Annotated in this window: 20 protein-coding genes; 10 read left to right on the forward strand and 10 right to left on the reverse strand. The window is 40.9% G+C overall.

Going from position 1 to position 20175, the window contains the following annotated elements; all coding sequences use genetic code 11:
• The first annotated feature begins 131 nt into the window (after positions 1-131).
• The 3 genes from QZ488_RS08695 (at position 132) to QZ488_RS08705 (ending at position 4230) form a co-directional block, all read left to right on the forward strand.
• Complete coding sequence (locus tag QZ488_RS08695) at positions 132-1874, forward strand: lysophospholipid acyltransferase family protein (protein ID WP_293747644.1); 1743 nt, start codon at positions 132-134, stop codon at positions 1872-1874.
• Positions 1875-2102: 228 nt separating this feature from the next.
• Positions 2103-2369: a hypothetical protein gene (locus tag QZ488_RS08700; RefSeq protein WP_293747646.1), complete on the forward strand. Its 267-nt coding sequence runs from the start codon at positions 2103-2105 to the stop codon at positions 2367-2369.
• Positions 2370-2454: 85 nt separating this feature from the next.
• Positions 2455-4230 carry a TonB-dependent receptor gene (locus tag QZ488_RS08705; RefSeq protein WP_293747648.1) on the forward strand — a complete coding sequence of 592 codons (1776 nt, stop codon included), beginning with the start codon at positions 2455-2457 and terminating at the stop codon, positions 4228-4230.
• 174 nt (positions 4231-4404) lie between these two features.
• On the opposite strand, the gene QZ488_RS08710 is transcribed toward QZ488_RS08705, so the two are convergent.
• Complete coding sequence (locus QZ488_RS08710) at positions 4405-4680, reverse strand: hypothetical protein (RefSeq protein ID WP_293747650.1); 276 nt, start codon at positions 4678-4680, stop codon at positions 4405-4407.
• Between the two features lie 112 nt (positions 4681-4792).
• Between QZ488_RS08710 and QZ488_RS08715 the strand changes: the two genes are divergently transcribed.
• Genes QZ488_RS08715 through QZ488_RS08730 form a run of 4 tightly spaced genes read left to right on the forward strand, consistent with a single transcriptional unit; the run spans position 4793 to position 8089 of the window.
• Positions 4793-5629, forward strand: a complete 837-nt coding sequence (locus QZ488_RS08715) for a MipA/OmpV family protein (RefSeq protein ID WP_293747652.1) — start codon at positions 4793-4795, stop codon at positions 5627-5629.
• A gap of 12 nt (positions 5630-5641) precedes the next feature.
• A complete protein-coding gene (locus QZ488_RS08720) occupies positions 5642-6058 on the forward strand; it encodes a DUF3019 domain-containing protein (protein ID WP_293747654.1) in 417 nt (138 codons plus the stop codon).
• Positions 6055-6774 carry a response regulator gene (locus tag QZ488_RS08725; protein WP_293747656.1) on the forward strand — a complete coding sequence of 240 codons (720 nt, stop codon included), beginning with the start codon at positions 6055-6057 and terminating at the stop codon, positions 6772-6774. Before QZ488_RS08720 ends, QZ488_RS08725 begins: the two co-directional genes overlap by 4 nt.
• Before the next feature lie 46 nt (positions 6775-6820).
• Positions 6821-8089, forward strand: a complete 1269-nt coding sequence (locus QZ488_RS08730) for an ATP-binding protein (protein ID WP_293747658.1) — start codon at positions 6821-6823, stop codon at positions 8087-8089.
• Between the two features lie 100 nt (positions 8090-8189).
• Here the strand turns inward: QZ488_RS08730 and QZ488_RS08735 are convergent, their stop codons facing one another.
• The 5 genes from QZ488_RS08735 to QZ488_RS08755 form a co-directional block, all read right to left on the reverse strand.
• Positions 8190-8591 (reverse strand): MerR family DNA-binding protein, encoded by a 402-nt coding sequence (locus QZ488_RS08735; protein ID WP_293747660.1) that lies wholly within the window; start codon positions 8589-8591, stop codon positions 8190-8192.
• Positions 8584-10965, reverse strand: coding sequence for a heavy metal translocating P-type ATPase (locus tag QZ488_RS08740; RefSeq protein WP_293747662.1), 2382 nt, complete (start codon positions 10963-10965; stop codon positions 8584-8586). Before QZ488_RS08740 ends, QZ488_RS08735 begins: the two co-directional genes overlap by 8 nt.
• Positions 10966-11665: 700 nt before the next feature.
• A complete protein-coding gene (locus QZ488_RS08745; protein WP_293747664.1) occupies positions 11666-12001 on the reverse strand; it encodes a zinc ribbon domain-containing protein YjdM in 336 nt (111 codons plus the stop codon).
• Positions 12002-12209: 208 nt separating this feature from the next.
• Positions 12210-12731, reverse strand: a complete 522-nt coding sequence (locus tag QZ488_RS08750; RefSeq protein WP_293747666.1) for a hypothetical protein — start codon at positions 12729-12731, stop codon at positions 12210-12212.
• A 171-nt stretch (positions 12732-12902) separates the two neighbouring features.
• Entirely contained in the window at positions 12903-14141 is a 1239-nt protein-coding gene (locus QZ488_RS08755; protein WP_293747668.1) for a DNA-binding transcriptional regulator, read from the reverse strand.
• Between the two features lie 164 nt (positions 14142-14305).
• Here QZ488_RS08755 and xylB point away from each other — a divergent pair, with 164 nt between their 5' ends.
• From xylB to QZ488_RS08770, 3 genes are all read left to right on the forward strand, one after another.
• A complete protein-coding gene (gene xylB / locus QZ488_RS08760; protein ID WP_293747670.1) occupies positions 14306-15775 on the forward strand; it encodes a xylulokinase in 1470 nt (489 codons plus the stop codon).
• On the forward strand, positions 15772-17091 hold the full coding sequence (gene xylA, locus QZ488_RS08765) for a xylose isomerase (RefSeq protein WP_293747672.1): 1320 nt from the start codon (positions 15772-15774) through the stop codon (positions 17089-17091). Before xylB ends, xylA begins: the two co-directional genes overlap by 4 nt.
• 141 nt (positions 17092-17232) lie before the next feature.
• Complete coding sequence (locus QZ488_RS08770; protein WP_293747674.1) at positions 17233-18009, forward strand: hypothetical protein; 777 nt, start codon at positions 17233-17235, stop codon at positions 18007-18009.
• A gap of 73 nt (positions 18010-18082) precedes the next feature.
• On the opposite strand, the gene QZ488_RS08775 is transcribed toward QZ488_RS08770, so the two are convergent.
• From QZ488_RS08775 to QZ488_RS08790, 4 genes are all read right to left on the reverse strand, one after another.
• The gene (locus QZ488_RS08775; protein ID WP_293747676.1) at positions 18083-18292 is read right to left on the reverse strand and encodes a helix-turn-helix transcriptional regulator; all 210 of its coding nucleotides are present in this window, start codon (positions 18290-18292) and stop codon (positions 18083-18085) included.
• 5 nt (positions 18293-18297) lie between these two features.
• Complete coding sequence (locus QZ488_RS08780; RefSeq protein WP_293747679.1) at positions 18298-18747, reverse strand: hypothetical protein; 450 nt, start codon at positions 18745-18747, stop codon at positions 18298-18300.
• Between the two features lie 321 nt (positions 18748-19068).
• Entirely contained in the window at positions 19069-19359 is a 291-nt protein-coding gene (locus QZ488_RS08785) for a DUF1330 domain-containing protein (RefSeq protein ID WP_293747681.1), read from the reverse strand.
• Between the two features lie 186 nt (positions 19360-19545).
• Positions 19546-20175: response regulator (locus QZ488_RS08790; RefSeq protein ID WP_293747683.1), on the reverse strand; the 630-nt coding region annotated here is incomplete at its 5' end.

Genomic DNA, 20175 nt, shown 5'->3' on the forward strand with positions numbered 1-20175 from the left:
GCCAAACCCTGAGAACATTTTTTTACTTAGATTGCAATACCTTGCCATTAATCAAGAAATTACTGAATAAATTGAAAAATTAAAGCACTATTAACCTCATAAATTATTCATCAATTTTGTGGAACTGTTTTATGCCTGCAGCCATCAGCCTGCTAAATGTTGTCCCTGATAATAAAAAAAACGTTATTACCAAGCTACTCATCAAGTTATTAGACCGCGCTCTGGCTATCCATAAATTAGACAGCTTATATCGTGAACTTAATCTCCATGGTTTAGACAAAACCACTTTCGCAAAAAGCCTATTAGATGGGCTTAATATACAATTATTGGGACTAGAAGAGTTACTGGCTAAAATCCCTAAAACGGGCCCAGTGGTTATTGCCAGTAATCATCCCTTTGGGGGTATCGAAGGGGTATTTTTAGCTTGGGCAATCGAACAAGTGCGGCCTGATATAAAAGTCATGGCTAATCAAGGGTTAAAGATATTTCCTGAACTGGAAGACTATTTCATTTTTACCAATCCATTATCAGAAAATGATCCGAAAAATGCACCTTCCATTCGTACTTGCTTAAAACATGTAAAAACCGGTGGAGCATTATTGATTTTTCCTGCTGGGCGCGTTAGTTATTTTCATAAAGACACCCAACGGATTGCTGACCATAGTTGGAACCGATTGATTGCCAGTATCGCCAATCGCACCGACGCGTTTTATTTACCTGTCTTTGTGAGTGGCTTCAATAGCCCATTATTTTATCGCTTAGGACGAGTCTATTTTCGACTTCGAATGTTGATGTTACCCCGTGAATTGGTGAATAAACGCAATGCCAAAATAACAGTGACGGCTGGAGAAGCAATTGCCATTAAACATTATGCAAAAGGCATAAATACAAACACACAAACCGAGTTATTTAGAGCACAAAGTTATTTACTTGACCCTGCTTGGCAAAAAGCATGGCCAGCCGATCCGGTCACACAATTAAAACCACTTGCAGTTGAAGTCAACGGTGAGACAATTTTACAAGAAGTGCAGCAACTTCCCAGTGAGCAACACTTACTCGATCATAAAGGTTTGTCGGTATATTTTGGTTATCAAAATCAGCTGCCTAATACAGTGAATGAAATCGCCCGACTGCGGGAAATGGTCTTTCGTGAACATAATGAAGGCAGTGGTGAACCACTAGATACAGATCATTTCGATGCTACCTATACTCATTTATTTATAATAAAACAAAATACAGGGCAAATAATCGGTGCATACCGAATGGGACAAACTGACAAATTGTTAGCCGATGGCAACTTAGAAAATCTATATCTACACCGTATGTTTGATTTTGGTCCTAACTTTGTGAATCGGCAACAGCCTTGCTTAGAAATGGGTCGTTCTTTTTTAATTCCTGAATATCAACGTAGTTTCCAAGGTTTGTTCTTGCTGTGGCGTGGAATTGGCGCCTTTGTTTGTCTATACCCACAGTACCGGACTTTGTATGGCACAGTGTCTATCAGCAAACTATATGATGTTCGCAGCGCAGCTATTATCCAACAAGCTATGGTCACACCAACAGATAAAGTTGCACCTAGAACCCCGTTTGAACATAATTTTCACCCTGAAGTACAAGACTTTGCTAGGCAACATGGGCTAAAAGAACATGTCACAGCTCTACTTAAAGGTATTGAGCCAGATGGTAAAGATGTACCCATCCTGCTCAAACACTACAATAAATTAGGCGCGGTATTCCACTGTTTGGGCATAGATAAAAGCTTCAATGATACACCTGGATTATTGCTCAGCGTGGATTTGCCTAACGCACCTGAGAAATTACTCAAGTTGTATATGGCACTGAATTGGCAAGAATATAGAGACTATCAGCCATAAAATAAGCTGGAGATCCTCCTTCTGCCAATTAACACTTTGCATAACAGTATTGAATTTGTACACTAGTTTCACGAACTAGAAGGAACGTCTCTATTTTTTCATTGAAACACAAATTTTGCTATTTGCTGTGCACAATACTGTTACTACAAGGTTGTTAACGGCCAGCAGTTAGCCAATTTACGTCTGCAAAGTTTTAATGATATAGAATTGATCTGTACCGGCAAACAGATGAAATGGATTTCATTATCCAAGACTGCCGAATTTCAACACTTTGTTTTTGTCGATGCGCCTGAAGAGGCCCAAGACATAGACATGAAAAACTTGTGTCCTGAGAGTGTACTTTCAGACTTCAAAAATGCCTTAGCGACATTGGAGCAAGACGGTCTTACTCAATTTGTGAGTTACCGAGCCAAAATAGCGAGGCTGGCACAGCAACCTTATACCGCCTATCCCTATCAAAAAGCCTTTTCTCGCGGCCCTCCTGTTTTTTCTTGAATTAAAAAAAATTTTACCATCTTACCAGTGTGAACTGGGATAGATAATTTTGTGCGCGTTAGCGCCATAATTCAAGAGAATAACCATGCATAAATATAAGATTTCAGCGGCCTACGTAATGGCCGTTATTGGCACTATGAGTACAGTGACTTTTACCACTCAAGCCAAATCAACAGATAACTTAGAGACTATTGAAGTCATTGGTCATCAAGAAAACTCAACTATGAAACTCGATGTACAAGGGCTCAACGATAACTCAGCAGATTACCGAGATAGTTTGCAACGCTTACCCGGAATAAATATCAATGGCAACGGTCCAGTTACAGGGATCCCGCAATATAGAGGATTATTTGGCGACCGACTTTCAATTAACATTGATGGCGCGCCTATTGATGGAGCGGGGCCAAACGCCATGGACTCTCCTTTGTCACATATGGTATCTAAACCTACATCCAAATTAATCTTTTACCGCGGCATTGCCCCTGTTACTGCTGGAGTAGAGACACTGGGCGGGGCGGTAAAGATTGAAACCGATACTTCCCAGCAATTTTCTATGCAACCTAGTTTGTCAGCACGAGTCAACGCACAAGGCAATGATCAAGGTAGTGCAGAACACTACACTGGGCACCTTGGCTACGCTAATGATACGTTCTTCGTCAGTTTAAATGGCATGCAACAACAACGAGATAGAGTAGAAGATGGTCGTGGTTTAAAGGTACCAAACAGTTTTTATGCTCGCTCTGGGTTTGGCTCTGAATTTGGCGTGCGTAACGGACAACACCAAGTACATGGGGTATATCAGCGCGTAGATACTGACGACAGTGGCACACCAGCATTAGCCATGGACATAAACTACATCGATGCGGCTTGGTATCGATTAAATTATACCTATTCCAAAACAAGTCATTCCGCTGCAGGTATGCAACTTCAACTCAAAGCATATGGCAACAGCAATCAGCATGATATGAACAACTTTGACCACCGCCCGCTTAACTCACCTATGCAAGCCCGACTAAATTCTGTTGACAGTATTGCCAGAGGTTATGAAGGAATATGGCAGGATAGTTTTGATTATGGCGCTATGACCGCTGGTATGAGCTGGCACAATAATAGTCACAACTCTGTCATCACTAATCCTTTAATGGGAAGTTTACAAGTGAATAACTTTTCTCAAGTTGAGCGCACAAAAAAAAGCGCTTACCTTGAATGGTTAACTGAACTCGAAGACATAGCACTTACTTTCGGCAGCCGTTTGACCAAAGTAAATATGCAAGCAAGTAATATTGCTCACAGTATGGCGATGATGAATCCTAATGTTGCCACTTTGGTTGAACGCTTCAATCAATCAGAGCGAGACCTCGACTTTTCCTTAATGGACATTAGTCTACACGCTCAAAGTTCACTTGAAGGTGCTTGGCAATGGCAGGCGGCAATTGCACAAAAACAAAGAGCTCCAAGCTACACTGAACTGTATGTATGGCTGCCCCTTGGTATTTCAGCAGGGCTTGCAGATGGAAACAATTATTTAGGTAACCTAAACTTATATGAAGAAACAGCCAAACAGCTGGATCTAGGGTTCAGTTACAATAGTGCAGCATTAACCATTGCCCCACGGGTTTTCTATCAATCTATTCAAGACTACATAGTTGGTAGCCCCTCTGAAGATGGATTAGCCAATATGATTTCAACCATGACAAGTGGTAAATCACCTCTACAATGGCAAAATAGTGACGCTACAATTTGGGGAACCGATCTACTAATGAGCAGCCAACTAACAACTCAAATTGACCTAGAGATGACCGCGAGTTGGGTAAGAGGAACCCGAGATGATATTAATCGACCTCTACTCCAGCGAGCTTAATAACCCAATTACATTGGCGCCATGAAAAACTGGCATTAAGCATAGAGTCACAATTATTTGCCTCCCAGCAACAAATCTCAGAGATTCAAAATGAGACACCAAGCGCAGGTGCTGGGATCATAAACCTGTCTACGCAATATCAATTTAATGACAATATCAGCCTGACTTTCTCCGCTAAAAATGTATTCGACAAGGCGTATCAAACACACCTTGGTGGCGTAACTCGGGTGGCTGCAACGGATGTAGCAGTAGGAGAAAAGTTATACGAAACAGGCCGTCAATTGAATGCAAGTTTAACCCTGCTTTGGTAACGGCAGCTAAATAGAAAATAGAAGCAACACTTTGTTGACTGTCTAGATAGAGCGGCGAGTTGGGATCAGGGTTAAAAAATTCCAGCTCGCTAATTTTCATATCGTTAGCTAAATGCTCTATGATGGTGCTTGTTGCCACTAACAACTTGCCATTTTCTACACTTTGTTACAAAGCCAGCATCTTGTTACGTTATGCTAGAAAAAAGCACCATAAACTGCATCGGTGTTCAACAATTAGGAAGTCAAAAACGATGTATTCACCCATAAAGAAAATCACTGCAGCTGTGCTGCTTTCTATCGCTATATTACCTAGTGCTTTTTCAGCCGATATTGCTCGTTCATTACGCAATAACACCTTAGAAAATACCGATCCCGAAAACTTTTTCGAAATTGGCTTAGGCGCTGGCGCCTTTGTTGGCTCATCTCTTAGAGATGATGATGGCGAAGACGCTGGACTTGGATTAATTATTAGGGGGAGTTACAACTGGAACGGTTTTTTTGTGGATGTGTTAGGCGAAATCTCTGATCCATTTGTACTTGGTTACAATGCTTACAACAATGAAAACTGGTCATTTGATGTCACTTTAAGTCAATCATGGGGTGGCCTAAATAAAGAAGATGACGAAGTCCGTTTTATTGGTGTAGATGAAAGAGAAAGTAACACCATGTTTGGTGGGCGTTTGACCGGTTATTTTGGCAAAAATATTTTACAATTCGCCATTAAACATGATGTATCAAGTAAAAGTAAAGGCACGGTTGCTTCCGCTGTAATAGGCAGGAATTGGCAAATCAGAAACTGGAATTTTCATGGTTTAGCTGGCCTTAACTATAGAGATGCTAAGTACAACGATTATTTCTTTGGCGTTTCCGACAGTGAAGCAAATAATTCGGATTTCTCGGCCTATGACGGAAAAGCCTCAGTTTCGTTTAACTCATCTATGGGGGTCACTTATCCCATTAACGAAAACTGGATATACCGTGCTTCAGTATCACTAGGATCTGATTTGAGCGAAAACGACAGCCCGTTATTCGCTAAAAACCGGGACTTTTATGTAGGTATTGGTACCAGTATTAGTTATGTTTTTTAGGTGGGTGAGTCAATGATGAAACTTACTTATAGTGTTAAATTGGCCGGCGTATTTGTCTTATTAGCCTGCACAACAAGCTCGGTAAATGCAGATACGGGCAAGCAAAACCAAAATAAAAATCTTGTTGTCAGCCCTAAACGATGTGTGGCGCTTAGACAAGGACAAATTTGTTATCAAGACGTCACATTTCAATGGCAGCAGCCGCTTGCTGGGAACTATTGTTTAGTCGAATTGCCAACAAACAAAGTTTTAAAATGTTGGAAACAAACACGAACGGGAGTATTTGAGTTTGATTTTCAATATGACCAAAGCACAGGTTTTGCGCTACGAAAAGAAGGGCAAGAGCAGAATTTGGCTGAGACATCAATATCCGTATCTTGGGTGTTTAAGTCTTCCAAACGTCCAAAATCAAGTTGGAAGCTATTTTGATTGAAGAGATCACCTGCCCACATATTATGTTGGTAGAAGATGATATGTCGCTAGCCGAATGGTTCAGCGACTATCTTACCGAACATGGCTATATGGTGACCTTAGTCAACAGAGGTGATTCAGCCATAGAGTTGATTAGAGAGGATCAACCCGACTTAGTTGTGTTAGACATTATGTTACCCGTAAAAGACGGGTTTGATGTATGCAGAGAAGTGCGCGGTTTTTATCATGGTCCTATCTTGATGATGACCGCCAGAGACCAAGAAATGGACGAAGTGTTAGGCTTAGAGCTTGGGGCAGATGACTATGTTACCAAACCCATTAAACCTAGGGCTATGTTGTCGAGAGTGAAAGCACTATTAAGGCGAGTGAATAACAAAAATCAATCGGTGGCCGAAAGCGAAAATTGTCTTCAGTTTGGCCAGCTTCATCTAGACGCTAATTCACGCACCACCTCACTAAGTAGTTGTACAGTCCCTATTTCAACCAACGAATTTGATGTGCTTTGGTATTTAGCTCAGTCCGCTGGGCAAGTTGTCAATCGCAACGAATTAGTCAAAGACATACGGGGTATAGATTACGACGGTTTTGACCGTAGTATGGATATCATTGTATCTCGGCTACGTAAAAAATTAGGCGATGACGCAAATAACCCATTTAGGATTAAAACAATCTGGGGCCAAGGTTATTTATTTGTAATCGACGCGTGGAATTAGACTTGATGAGCTTGCGTAAACCATCAGTAACTTGGCTGACACTATTATGAAGAAACTCGTACTGTCTCTGGTTCTTGTGATGTTTACCGCTATCATATTTTTAGGTTGGTCATTAGATACCCTATTTAATAACTATCAAGAACAACAAAATACTGATGAGTTTAGTGCCTATCGACAAATCGCGGCTTCGTTGGCCACTACTTTAGATAAACTAGACGACCCTCAAGCATTTATTATGGCTTGGCAAAAGGCCAATCAACAAACACTTAACCTTGTGCCATTAACTGAATTCCCTTTGCCTGAAGAGTTAACACAGGACTTTAATCAAGGTGTGTCCTTGGTGCTTGAATCAGCCGACCGGATAACAGTGAATCACATTATGCCGGCACAACAACAAGTGTTAGTCATGTCGGTTTCACCGCAAGCATCACAACCAGCCAACCTAAGTTTACAAATGATACTCACCACTGCGTTTTATATGGGTATCTTGCTGTTTGTAGGAATTTGGCTTTATCCGCTAATTAAACGTTTACGACTATTAAGCAAAGCCACTAAAACTTTTGGGGCTGGGGATTTTGCTTGGCGAATTCCAGTTTCAAGCACATCTTATGTGGCCGATATTGAAAACGAATTTAATCGCATGGCGCAAAAAATCGAAACTCTGATCCAAGATAACAAGTTATTAGGTAACGCCGTCTCCCACGATTTACGTACACCTTTAGCCAGATTACGTTTTGGTATCGAAGCGCTAAGTGAAACCAATAAACCTGAAAAACAAGACAAATACATTCGGCATTTAAGTCAAGATATCGCCGAGATGGAACGGCTGGTAGAAGTATTACTCAATTATGCGCGACTTGAGCAGAGTTTGATAAAAGTAGATAAAGTACCTGTCGACTTAAATCAGTTACTGGATCAATGTGTATATGGCTTAGACGATGCCGACGGCAAACTAATCAAATGGCAGCCAATTGATAAAATCACTATTGTTGGCGACCAAAATTTTCTTGCTATGTTAATCAACAACCTACTTAACAATGCTCAACAATATGCATCACAAATTATTCAAGTGAGTATTGTCCAGAAATCACAATCCATAGAGTTAGTAGTAGAAGACGATGGCCTAGGTATCGACAAAAGCAAACGACTGAAATTATTACAACCTTTTACCCGCGGTCACAACGACATTGAAAAACCCGGTTTTGGCATGGGGTTAGCCATAGTGGCAAGGATTGCAGCATGGCACAATGCCGAGATTAGGATTGCAGAATCTGAGCTGGGAGGGGCCAGAGTATCAGTGACTTTTAAACGTTAGCCTATAAATTTAGTCAAACAAACAACCTGAAGCTGTTCAACATTTTCCTGAAAATAAGGAAATGTAAATACACATCAACTCTGACTAATTAGTGTAGCTGTTAGACTTGATCTAATCCGTCAAGTATCGAGCATTGGGAATGCTCATCATCATTGCAATTATCGGCCAGTTCTTGCAGTGATTTTTTCATTTTTTTTAACTCGCTAATTTTATTCTCTATTTCATGCAAATTTTCTTCTGCAAGTCTTTTAACTTCTCGGCTAGCCCTATTCGGATTTTGCCATAAATCAGATAAAGCACGAATTTGACTCAGCGAAAACCCGAGGATTTTGGCTTGTTTTATCACACCCAGCAATTTCAATTGATGACCGTTATACAGACGATATTGGGCGTCAGAACGAATAGCCTTGGGGATCAAGCCTGTTACTTCATAGTGCCTTATCATTTTTGCTGAGAGCCCCGTTATATTGGCCGCTTCTCCGATAGTGACTAGATTATTCATTCTCGCTTACCTCTATTGGATGCCAGCGCTGCAATAATAACGCATTGCTCACCACAAAAAGACTGCTGCAGGCCATTGCTGCTCCCGCAATTACAGGATTAAGATAACCAAATGCCGCCAATGGGATACCTACAATATTAAAAATGAAGGCCCAAAACAGGTTCTGTTTTATTTTTCGATAGGTCAATTTTGCCATCAACAATGACGATGAAACCAAGTTTGGTTCACCCCGCATCAAAGTGATTGCCGACGCACTAACGGCCACTTCGGTTCCAGTAGCCATAGCAATACCCAAGTTTGACTGCGCTAAAGCAGGGGCATCGTTAATACCATCACCCACCATAGCCACTTGATATCCCTGCTGTTGATACTGTCTTACAAAAGCCGCTTTATCGGCGGGCATAACTTCAGCGTGATATTCATCCAACTGCAAAATATTCGCTACATATTCGGCACTGGCTTGACTGTCGCCGGTTAACATTAAGACTTTTATACCCTGTTGTTGCAACTGCTCAACTGCCGTTTGTGCATGAGGTTTGAGCATATCGGTAAAACAAAACAGGCCGACTAATTCAGACTGATTATCCTTTTGTCTGGCTAACCAAGAGACTGATGCACCGTGAACAGCGATTGCATCTTTGGGCAGTTCGATTCCCAATCCCGTCATCATGTGTCGACTACCTAGGAATAAAGTTGAATCATGTAACTTGGCTTTTACCCCAAGCCCGGCAACTACTTGAAATTCCTCCACGTCTAGCGGAGTAATCGCCATTTCATGAGCTTTGTTTAGAATTGCTTTAGCTAAAGGGTGTTCACTATGTTGTTGCACCGAAACCGCCAGTTGAATCAGTTCCTGCTCGGATCCTATTAGCGTTGTCATTTGGCTTAATGCAGGTTTGCCTTCGGTCAGAGTACCCGTTTTATCAAACACCACCATATTGATGATAGTGGCCTGCTCCAGCGCACTAGCATCTTTGACTAAGATACCAAATCGGGCAGCTGTGCCAGTACCAGCCATAATAGCCGCAGGCGTGGCCAAACCAAGGGCACAAGGACAAGCAATAACCAGTACAGCAACGGCATTGAGAATGGCTTGTTGCCAATTCCCCGTCAGCATTCCCCAACTTAATAAGGTTATCGCTGCAATAAGCATAACAATAGGTACAAATACCGCACTGACTTTGTCCACTAGAGCCTGAACTGGTGCTTTATCGCCTTGCGCTTCTTCAACCAATCGAATGATTTTCGCCAGAATCGACTCTGCACCTACACTACTAGCGTTAATCTCTAGGATCCCATCTAAGTTAACCGAACCACCAGTAACCTTATCCCCTGTTAATTTACTGACAGGCAGGCTTTCACCACTGATTAACGCCTCATCTACATGACTTTGTCCAGAAATGACCAAACCGTCGACTGGCACACGCTCCCCAGGCTTGACTTGCAGTCGCTCTCCTGTTTGCACTGTTGCAGCAGCAAACTGTTGCCAACTATTGTTGCGCCACACGGTTGCAGTTGTGGGACGCAAGTTTTCCAGTGCTCTTAACGCGCTGGTAGTACGTCTTTTAGCTCTGTGTTCAAGGTATTTACCAACAAGTACTAAACTCAAGACTACGCTACTGCTTTCGAAATATAAGTGCGGCATTCCGTGATCTTGAGTACTCAGCCACCATAGATAAACTGATAACCCATACGCAGCACTTGTACCAATTGCCACCAATAAATCCATATTGCCAGTGCGAGCCTTCAACGCCCCCCAACCAGCTCGATAAAAACGCGCACCAAAGTAAAACTGTACAGGTGTAGCCAATAACCATTGAATCATCGCTGGCAACATCCAGTCTTTACCCAGCAGCATGCCAAACATTGGAAAAACCAGTGGCAACGAGAGCAAACTGGCTCCGACAGCGGGAAACCAATCTGCTTGATAAAACTTAGCTGTCTCCTCACGACTAGTCGAATCATTACTATCAGTTTTGAGCACGTATCCAGCGCCACCCAAAAGACTAGCCACTTCAGCTTCAAGTAATTCGCTGATCAAGGTGAGTGAGACTTGCTCGGTCGCAAGATTGACATGAGCTTTAAGCACCTGCGGTAACGTCAACATCGCTTTTTCAACGCGACCTGCGCATGAACTACAGGTCATCCCCGATACTCCGTAGATAGCGCTAGAAGTTGGCACTTGATAACCAGCCTCTTCAATAGCTAATACCAAGTTTTGCAAAGTCGCGGTGCCTTTAATGACGGCCATTTCAACCGCCAAATTAACACTGACATGTTCAACACCCGCCACCTGCATTAGTTTTTTCTCAACCCGACCAACACAAGATGAACAAGTCATCCCAGTAATTTTCAATTTTATAGTGCTACTCATACACACCTCCATTAGGCTTTTATTACTCAGCTTGCAGGATGTTAAAGCTTACCATCATGGTAAGGTCAATTACTTTTTTATCCAGTTAACTGGTTTAGCATGCACTACACAAAGTTCACCTGTACTGTGACAACGAATTGTTAGCAAACTAGTAGCCAGCTTGTTTAAATCAAAATTCACTGCCTTTTTCGATGTAATACCAATAAAGAGGCGTTCACCCAGAAAATCTCAGCCGATTTTGTACTGCGTTCTCGTTACTTAAAAGTAGCACTGGCATGAGTAAATAAGGCCCTGTTTATAGCAAAAAAAGGGATACATCGGGAGATAATACTGAAGTAGAAAGCAACACTTTTATACTAGTATTGTTAGATAGATTGATGGCCAAAATTATTGGTTGGTTGGTTGGTTTTTCAAAATATTTTGCAACCAACCATGTGCTTCTTTTTCTGGCTCAAAAAATTGATAATTAACGTCTGCTTAATTACTGGAACAAACAGTTCTTTTGCTAAAGGTGTATCACTGAGTAAAGCTAAACTAGTCTAAGTAGCATGCATTATCTGCATACCCAATCCAATAATCTGTCGTTGCTATTCATGCATCATTTCTATATTTGCAGGTCCAGCACCTTCAACAATAGGCAAATGGCCTTCTATTAAAAGACACATTTAACCTTGTGCTGGATACCCATTTTTGCTCTCTGTTATACCTTTTTCACAAACTCAGATTTCAGTTTCATCGCACCTATGCCATCAATTTTACAATCAATGTCATGATCACCATCTACTAAACGAATATTCTTTACTTTAGTACCTACTTTGACCACAGAAGACGAGCCCTTTATTTTAAGATCTTTAATCACGGTAATAGTGTCGCCATCGGTTAATACATTACCGTTTGAATCTTTAATGACTTTTTCGTCTTCGTTCACTTCACCAGATTGTGGCCATTCATGAGCACATTCTGGGCACACGTAGTTCTCTCGATCTTCGTAGGTGTAAGCAGAATCACACTGCGGACATTGGGGTAAATCACTCATCGGAAAATCCTTACTACAAATATTTAGCGAAAATAATAAAGAGCAATTATCCGCGCTTTACCCAATAATTGCTAGTTTCGTACTGGTCTTTTGATAGAGGTGAGTTCTAAGAATGAGGAGGTCAAATAATTGTGTGGATGCACGACTTTAAAAGATTGTATGTTTAGCCATTTCATTGGGCGTACTTCAGAGTGTTCTGGCTATATAACTAAGCTTGTTGACGGATATAAGTAGCCGTTGTTGGCGCAATGCCGAAATTAACTTCATCCTTGCTACCTAATAAGGAATTAATCACTGCAAGTAATGAAAAATGGTGGATAGCGTGACTAGAAACAAAGACCAACTCACGTGCTAAAGTTGATTTAGTTTGGCTATTTTGAGTTTTATCAATAGAGGTTTCAGACATGACTGTAAGTGGCATATCAGCATCATACTGACTGACTTCAGTTAACCATTTTTCTATTTTTTGCCACTGTAACAACGCGGTCTGCGGACAAGATTCAACACTAGAATACCGATTCCGTTTATTGTAATTAACCAGTCCTTGGCTTAATCCATCTTTTAATGCCAAATAATGATCCAAAATATGCCGCATATGTGTGCCTGCACTGCTAGCAAAGTGAGGCTTAATCACCATTTGGTAATTTTCAGTATTTAAACCCAGCAAAAATGCCTTTGCCTGTTGAACCGTTTCTAATTGGCCTTTAAGTGTTATGGCATTATTGAGCATATGCTTCCTAGATGGTAATTACTTGATTTAATGGGGATGCGCAGTTTGATAAGACCATAGGTGTTATAGATTCATTTCATCTTTATATGACTTTTTACTACATGATAGCAATGACCGCCAGTACCAATATCCACCTTAAAGCGTTTTGACATTGTGAAAGTACATTAAACTTCATGCCAAATCTTTTTGTAATAGGTCACTTTTATATTGCTTTGGGGTTTGTCCAAAGTGTTTTTTAAACACTGCATACAAATACTGAATTGAGGGGTAACCACAAGAATTAGCTATTTCAGCTAATTCAGTGTCTGTTTCAGCTAACATTTTGCAAGCTCGATTTAACTTCTCATTATGGATTTCAGTGTGGATACTATGACCACATTCTTGCACAAAACGCTGTTCCAAATTTGAACGAGATATACCAACATAATCAATCACTTGTTCGACTTTAATGCCTCTGCAGGCATGTTGACGCACATAATGCATAGCTTGAATGACATAAGGATCTTGCAGGGCTTTAAAATCTGTAGACTGACGTTGGATGATACCAATTGGCGGCACAAGTACTCTTGGTTTCGATTTTAATTTTGCTTTTTGATCAGAAGGTTTTTCAGCTATTTGCCTATTTAATTGTCGGTGTAATAACTTTGCAGCATGAAAGCCCATATCAAAACAGCCTTGACTGACGGAACTTAAACTCACCCGACTTAAGTTACGCGCAATATCGTCATCATCAATACCCACTATAGACACTTGGTCGGGCACCAGTCGATTGGTTTTATCACAGGCTTGCAATAAATGCCTGGCCCGTGCATCAGTGACTGCTATAACACCAACAGGTAGAGGTAAACTTTCAATCCAGTCAGCGAGTCTATTCATACTGTAGTGCCAAGTATCAGGCTGGGTTTTAAAGCCACGATATACGGAACAACTGAAACCATCTTTTTCACATAAAGCAACAATGGCTCTTTCTCGTTCCAAGGCCCAGCGGTGTTCTGTATCTGGCGGAAAACCATAAAAAGCAAAACGTTGTAAACCTTTTTGCTTAAGATGTTGATAGGCACAATTAACTACCGCTTCATTGTCGGTAGCCACATAAGGTACATCAGGGTAATCATCGGCGTTTTGATATGATCCCCCGACTCCGATCACTGGAATATCCAAATCCGTTAATGCAGCTTGCATGTCCGGAGCGTCAAAATCAGCGATAATCCCATCAACTTCCCAATTGTCGAGATTATTTAGACGAGCTAAGCAGTCTTCTTCAAGGTATACATCCCAATCAACCTTAGTCGATTGTAGATAGTGACCAATGCCTTCTATTACTTGACGGTCGTAAACCTTATTTGCATTAAACAACAAGCTAATACTATATTGTCTGTCTTCTTGCCCGATTAGTCTGCTGAATTTCACGCTTAATACCTCTTGTGCTTGACTAAAAAGTCAGCGTAAGAATAACTAAAAATAGCTTAACATTAAAATAATAAATTACGGAATTTAATTATGTAATTTCGTAATTGAGCAATTTTGAACTCTAAGCCAATATAATATCATCAAAAAATAACATGGAGATTGTGATGTATTTAGGTGTTGATTTAGGCACGTCTGGGATAAAAGTCATTATTACCAATCCCGAAGGACAAATTGTTGATTCACAATCGGCAGATCTGACGGTGTCTCGACCACAGCCATTATGGTCTGAACAAAATCCAAAAGACTGGTGGGCAGCTTTTTGTAAAGTGATGGATGAATTATCCAGCCGCCCGTATTTGTCTCAGGTTAAAGCGATAGGTTTATCGGGACAAATGCATGGTGCCACTTTACTCGACAAAAATGCACAGGTTATTCGCCCTGCCATACTCTGGAACGACGGCCGTAGCGCAGAAGAATGTGCAGAACTTGAACAAGCTGTGAGAAATAGCCGCCAAACCACCGGCAATATTATGATGCCTGGATTTACCGCACCTAAACTATTGTGGTTAAAACATAACGAAGCTGAAAATTTTGCTCAAATCGACAAAGTACTGTTACCCAAAGATTACCTACGATGGCTGTTAACCGGGGTTTTCGCATCAGATATGTCAGATGCGGCTGGTACACTTTGGCTGAATACACAAAAGCGTGATTGGGATGCAGAATTACTCGCAGCATGTGGTCTAAACCTAACTCATATGCCACAGCTTTTTGAAGGTAATCAAGTTACAGGGACTTTACAATCAGACTTAGCCAGCCGTTGGGGATTATCCGAAGTACCAGTAGTAGCTGGTGCGGGAGACAATGCCGCAGGTGCAATAGGTGTGGGCCTTGTTGAACCAGGTCAAGGCATGATCTCTCTTGGTACATCAGGTGTTTACTTCGTGGTGACCGATCGTTTCAGCCAACAAGCTGAACTTGCAGTTCACAGTTTTTGCCACGCGTTACCTAATCGCTGGCATTTAATGTCGGTAATGTTAAGTGCGGCCAGCTGCTTAGATTGGTTTGCTAAACAAATTGTAGAAGAAGATATTGGGCAATTACTCGAGCAACTTGAAAACAATCCAGCTAATCAGAAAACAGCGCCTTATTTTTTGCCCTATTTAAGTGGCGAACGCACACCTCACAACGATCCTCTAGCCCAAGGGGCGTTTATTGGATTAACCCACGACACCAGTAAACTCGACATGTTACATGCGGTACTTGAAGGGGTTTGTTTTGCCTTTACTGACGGTATTGATGCGTTACATCAATCTGGTACCCAAGCTACAGAGATAACGGTTATTGGTGGCGGCGCACAAAGTGGCTATTGGCGACAATTAATGGCTGATGTATTGAAGACAAAAATCACCTTTAGAAAAGGAGGGGAAGTTGGCCCAGCACTAGGTGCAGCCCGCCTTGCCCAGTTGGCAATAGAGTCCAATTTATCTATTGAACAAATTTGTCCTCAACCAGAAGCAGTACAAATTCATACCCCAAATACTTCAACTCAACAAATTTTTGAGCAACGACGAACGGTTTATATACAAGCTTATTCTCAATTACGAACTCTTTTTACCAAGGAAATTTTATGACAACTTATTTTGATGCAATCCCAAACATTAAATTTGAAGGTGCTGAGTCTGATAACCCACTAGCATTTCATCACTACGACGCCAACCAAGTTGTTCTTGGTAAAACTATGGCTGAACATCTACGTTTTGCTGCTTGTTACTGGCACAACTTTTGTTGGGACGGTGCCGATGTATTTGGTCAAGGTACCTTTAACAGACCTTGGCTAAAACCAGGCGATCCTATGCAAATGGCCAAACAAAAAGCCGATGTTGCCTTTGAGTTTTTTAGTAAGCTGAATATCCCTTACTACTGTTTTCACGATATTGACGTGGCCCCTGAAGGTGACAGTATTCATGATTACGTTAATAACTTTTCAGCTATGGTCGATGTGCTCGAACAAAAGCAATCTGAAACAGGTTTAAAACTACTTTGGGGAACAGCTAACTTATTTAGTAACCCTAGATATGCAGCTGGCGGAGCTTCTAACCCTAATCCAGACGTATTTAGTTATGGCGCAACACAAGTATGTCATGCCATGAACGCGACCAAGCGATTGGGTGGTGAAAACTACGTGTTATGGGGTGGACGAGAAGGTTATGAAAGCTTACTTAATACTGACCTACGTCAAGAGCGCGAACAACTAGGTCGTTTCTTTACTATGGTAGCTGAACACAAACACAAGATTGGTTTTAAAGGCGCACTATTAATTGAGCCAAAACCTCAAGAGCCAACCAAACACCAATACGATTACGATACTGCGACTGTTTACGGCTTCCTTAAACAATTTGGCTTAGAGCAAGAATTCAAAGTGAACATTGAAGCTAACCACGCCACCTTAGCAGGCCATTCATTTCATCATGAGATTGCTACTGCTATTTCTTTAGGTTTATTCGGCAGTATTGATGCCAACCGCGGCGATGCGCAAAATGGCTGGGATACGGATCAATTCCCTACTGAGGTCGAAGAACTTAGTTTAGTCATGTATGAAATCCTAAAATCCGGTGGATTTACCACTGGTGGTTTGAACTTTGACTGTAAATTACGCCGTCAAAGTAGCGATCCAGCTGATTTATTCCACGGCCATATTGGTGGAATGGATCACATGGCGCTAGCTCTTAAAAAGGCGGCGGCTATATTAGAAAATGACTTTATTGCTGACAAAATCTCACAACGTTATGAGGGGTGGGGCCAAAACTTTGGTCAGTCTATTTTGAGCGGTCAACATAGTCTTGAATCACTCGCTAGCCATACAGCCAATAATAGCTTGCAACCTAAACATGTAAGTGGCCAACAAGAGTTAATGGAAAATAAAGTTAATCGAATTTTATACGGTTAATCACTATCTGATTTCAATATACTGAATCACCTTTGATTCTGACAAAACGCCTGATGTATTACATTAGGCGTTTTTTTTATAACTCGTTTTTAAATAGGAGTTACACTAATAGTATTAATAAAATGGCTATGTGAGATTGTTATGAAAAAAGGTTTAGGAATTTTTGTTTTGTTGATCCTACTTATTGCAGGTGGGGCTTATTATATGTTGAGCGGAGCGGGTGATTTTATTCGAACGCAAATACAACAGCAGGGTAGCAAATACCTTGGAACAGAGGTGTCGGTTTTAAATGTGGACCTAGCATTGACCGAAGGGCGAATGACCATCAGCAGTCTGAATATAAAAAACCCAGAAGGTTTCAGTAGTGAAAATGCGTTCAGTGTAGATGCAATCACCTTAGATTTGGGTGAAGTTATCAATGAACCTTATGTGGTACAGACCATTACAATCAATGCACCGGAAGTGCTTTATGAAGTAGACAAAAATGGAAAAGGTAACCTACTAAAATTAAAAAACAACTTAGCAGCGAACCTACCAAAAACCACAAATGAACCCGCAGCTAAAGAAACTGCCAATCCCCTCATAGTTGTTGAAAACGTGACGGTGAGCAATGTGCGCCTTAAATTAAATTTTGAACAGCTTTCTACTGGCGATATCAACATCGAAACCAAGACCTATGAGGTTACCTTACCTACATTCAATGCAGGGCCTATTGGCAACCCGAATGGTATGCCAGCAGATAAAGTGGGCGCTGCAGTAGTCGATGCTATGCTCAGCAACATAATCGCAGCAGCCAAGTCTGAAGCAAAAAAACGCTTAACTGAAGAAGCTAAGAAAAAAGCAAAAGAAGAGCTAGATAAACAAAAAGATAAACTGGTAGATAAAGCCAAAGATAAACTCAAAGGTTTATTTAATTAAGGTTAATTTTACATGATGGCTGACTCTATACATTTTTGAGCCAACCACCATTGTCCCTTTTGACGTAGAAACACTATTTGTATAAATAAAATACTGTTTCTACGTCTGAATTAAGCGCTTTAGCTAACTTAAATGCCAATAGAGTAGAAGGTACAAATACATTATTTTCGACAGTGTTGATTGTTTTTCGGGTCACCCCAACCAACTCACCAAGTTCTGCCTGAGTTAATTTTTGTTCCATTCGAAAATATTTTAATTTATTGCCAAGTTTCAAATTTTCCATATTATTTATTCTGTTGTAACCTCAGACTTTTTTTCTAAATAGACAAAATAGAATATGGGAGTTACTACGCCAAACGTAGCAATACCACGCAAAGCAATTTTTAGATCCACTGCAATAAACTCTGTAAGAGGAATTAAAAGCCAGATTAATCCAAATAAACAAAAGTAGGCAAACAAAAAGGGTTTGTTACGGTTTCGCTGAGTCAGTTCATCATTAAGCACCTTGCAGGCAGCTGCTTTTTTCACAGCTACTGAATATCGATAAAGGTAGAAAGCAGCAACAACCCACAACAGCGCCCCTAAAACAGTTGTCCATCCAGCTATTTGGAAAGACACACTCTGCTTGTCGGGAAATAAGTCCTGACTTAACCACGCTAATTGCCATACAGCAAAGGCGATTGCGGCGAACATAAGTACATTTGTTCTCATGGTAACTAATCTATCTATTTCTGACATTGGATTTTCTCAGCACTTTCAATCAATGTAACGTAAAGGTTACTATGGTAACCTTTACGTTACATGTCAATGTTTTTCCGTGATTGTAAAAATGGCACTTCAAAATTTTGTTCGAGTAGAATTTACGATCGTAAGTAGGGATAAAATTGTTCAGCAGCAATGTTGAATGTTAATTAGCAATCAGTCCAAATTAAAAAATTCAATAATGAACAAATTTTAATGCCTAAGGATAGGGTCAGACACACTCCTAAGCGCGCTTTTCACTAGTGTTAATGGCAGGCCTTTCACCTGCTAAAGATTACGTCTTGTATCGGATTTTGGTTATTCAAATCCCTTTACTAATATCGAGCTAGCCGTACTACCCGCCTCTCTATGTTTTGATATCGCTTGATATTCATCAGACATTAGCCAAGTTATCGCACTTTTCTTTGAAGGAAACTCAATGATAACTGATCGAGTAGCGTCCCATTCTCCAGCGAGTACTGTTGGCTCTTCATCAACACTGAGCATTTTGCCATCATACTTTTCAAACACTTCAGCAAAACCACTCTCGTATTCGTCATATTTGCTGCGGTCATGAATGGTAAGCCTTGAAACTATGTAAACGGTCATATTAGTTTTCCTGTGTCTAAGCGGATAAAAGAAAGTGGCGGGAAAAGATAGTGAATTCCCATTATAAAACCGCTTCATAAGCCAATTTAATAAACAGTTGGCTTATATCGAAGCTCGCTGTATTTTTGCAACACACTAAATATTTTGGTTTGATATTTCAAATGGATATGACTAATACGGCAAACCCTAGTTTGGCTGATACTTCGCCAATATTAACTTCAAAGCATCGGTGTCTATTGGTTTGGTCAGATATTCGTTCATGCCAGCGTCAAGACACTTTTCTCTTTCACTGTTCATGGTGTTTGCAGTGAGTGCAACGATAGGAATTTTGTTAAACACGTTGCCAGCTCTTATGCGGCGTGTGGCTTCGTAGCCATCGAGGTTAGGCATTTGACAATCCATAAGTATCAGATCAAATGTTGTCGACTGCTGGTCATCGAGCATAGCTAGTGCTTCAAGCCCATCATTGGCTACTTCTACCTTAATATCTAACTCATTTAAGATAGCAATCATTACCTGTTGGTTGATGAAGTTATCTTCCACCAACAGGACTTGCAGATTAGTAAAGCTGGTGACAGTTTGAGTATCTATAGGCTCTACTTCGCGCGGCACTGCTGGGTCTGGAAAGCCAAGATTCACTATAAATTTGAAAACGGATCCCTCACCTAATTTACTCTGGGCAGTTATGCTTCCTCCCATCAATTCACAGAGCTGCTTGGTGATCGCCAACCCCAGTCCAGTGCCACCAAAATTTCTTGTGGTCGACATATCCGCTTGAGAGAACGACTCGAAAAGGTAGGGCATTGAATCGTCGCT

Source organism: uncultured Paraglaciecola sp. (assembly GCF_913020055.1).
Lineage (GTDB): Bacteria > Pseudomonadota > Gammaproteobacteria > Enterobacterales > Alteromonadaceae > Paraglaciecola.

What these genes read in the sequence shown, in the direction of transcription:
- QZ488_RS08735 (WP_293747660.1), bottom strand. Translation starts at nt 8,591, where the DNA reads ATGAATAATCTAGTCACTATCGGAGAAGCGGCCAATATAACGGGGCTC.
- QZ488_RS08740 (WP_293747662.1), bottom strand. Translation starts at nt 10,965, where the DNA reads ATGAGTAGCACTATAAAATTGAAAATTACTGGGATGACTTGTTCATCT.
- QZ488_RS08720 (WP_293747654.1), top strand. Translation starts at nt 5,642, where the DNA reads ATGATGAAACTTACTTATAGTGTTAAATTGGCCGGCGTATTTGTCTTA.
- QZ488_RS08705 (WP_293747648.1), top strand. Translation starts at nt 2,455, where the DNA reads ATGCATAAATATAAGATTTCAGCGGCCTACGTAATGGCCGTTATTGGC.
- xylB (WP_293747670.1), top strand. Translation starts at nt 14,306, where the DNA reads ATGTATTTAGGTGTTGATTTAGGCACGTCTGGGATAAAAGTCATTATT.
- QZ488_RS08750 (WP_293747666.1), bottom strand. Translation starts at nt 12,731, where the DNA reads ATGCTCAATAATGCCATAACACTTAAAGGCCAATTAGAAACGGTTCAA.
- QZ488_RS08785 (WP_293747681.1), bottom strand. Translation starts at nt 19,359, where the DNA reads ATGACCGTTTACATAGTTTCAAGGCTTACCATTCATGACCGCAGCAAA.
- QZ488_RS08775 (WP_293747676.1), bottom strand. Translation starts at nt 18,292, where the DNA reads ATGGAAAATTTGAAACTTGGCAATAAATTAAAATATTTTCGAATGGAA.
- QZ488_RS08715 (WP_293747652.1), top strand. Translation starts at nt 4,793, where the DNA reads ATGTATTCACCCATAAAGAAAATCACTGCAGCTGTGCTGCTTTCTATC.
- QZ488_RS08730 (WP_293747658.1), top strand. Translation starts at nt 6,821, where the DNA reads ATGAAGAAACTCGTACTGTCTCTGGTTCTTGTGATGTTTACCGCTATC.
- xylA (WP_293747672.1), top strand. Translation starts at nt 15,772, where the DNA reads ATGACAACTTATTTTGATGCAATCCCAAACATTAAATTTGAAGGTGCT.
- QZ488_RS08745 (WP_293747664.1), bottom strand. Translation starts at nt 12,001, where the DNA reads ATGAGTGATTTACCCCAATGTCCGCAGTGTGATTCTGCTTACACCTAC.
- QZ488_RS08770 (WP_293747674.1), top strand. Translation starts at nt 17,233, where the DNA reads ATGAAAAAAGGTTTAGGAATTTTTGTTTTGTTGATCCTACTTATTGCA.
- QZ488_RS08780 (WP_293747679.1), bottom strand. Translation starts at nt 18,747, where the DNA reads ATGTCAGAAATAGATAGATTAGTTACCATGAGAACAAATGTACTTATG.
- QZ488_RS08700 (WP_293747646.1), top strand. Translation starts at nt 2,103, where the DNA reads ATGAAATGGATTTCATTATCCAAGACTGCCGAATTTCAACACTTTGTT.
- QZ488_RS08695 (WP_293747644.1), top strand. Translation starts at nt 132, where the DNA reads ATGCCTGCAGCCATCAGCCTGCTAAATGTTGTCCCTGATAATAAAAAA.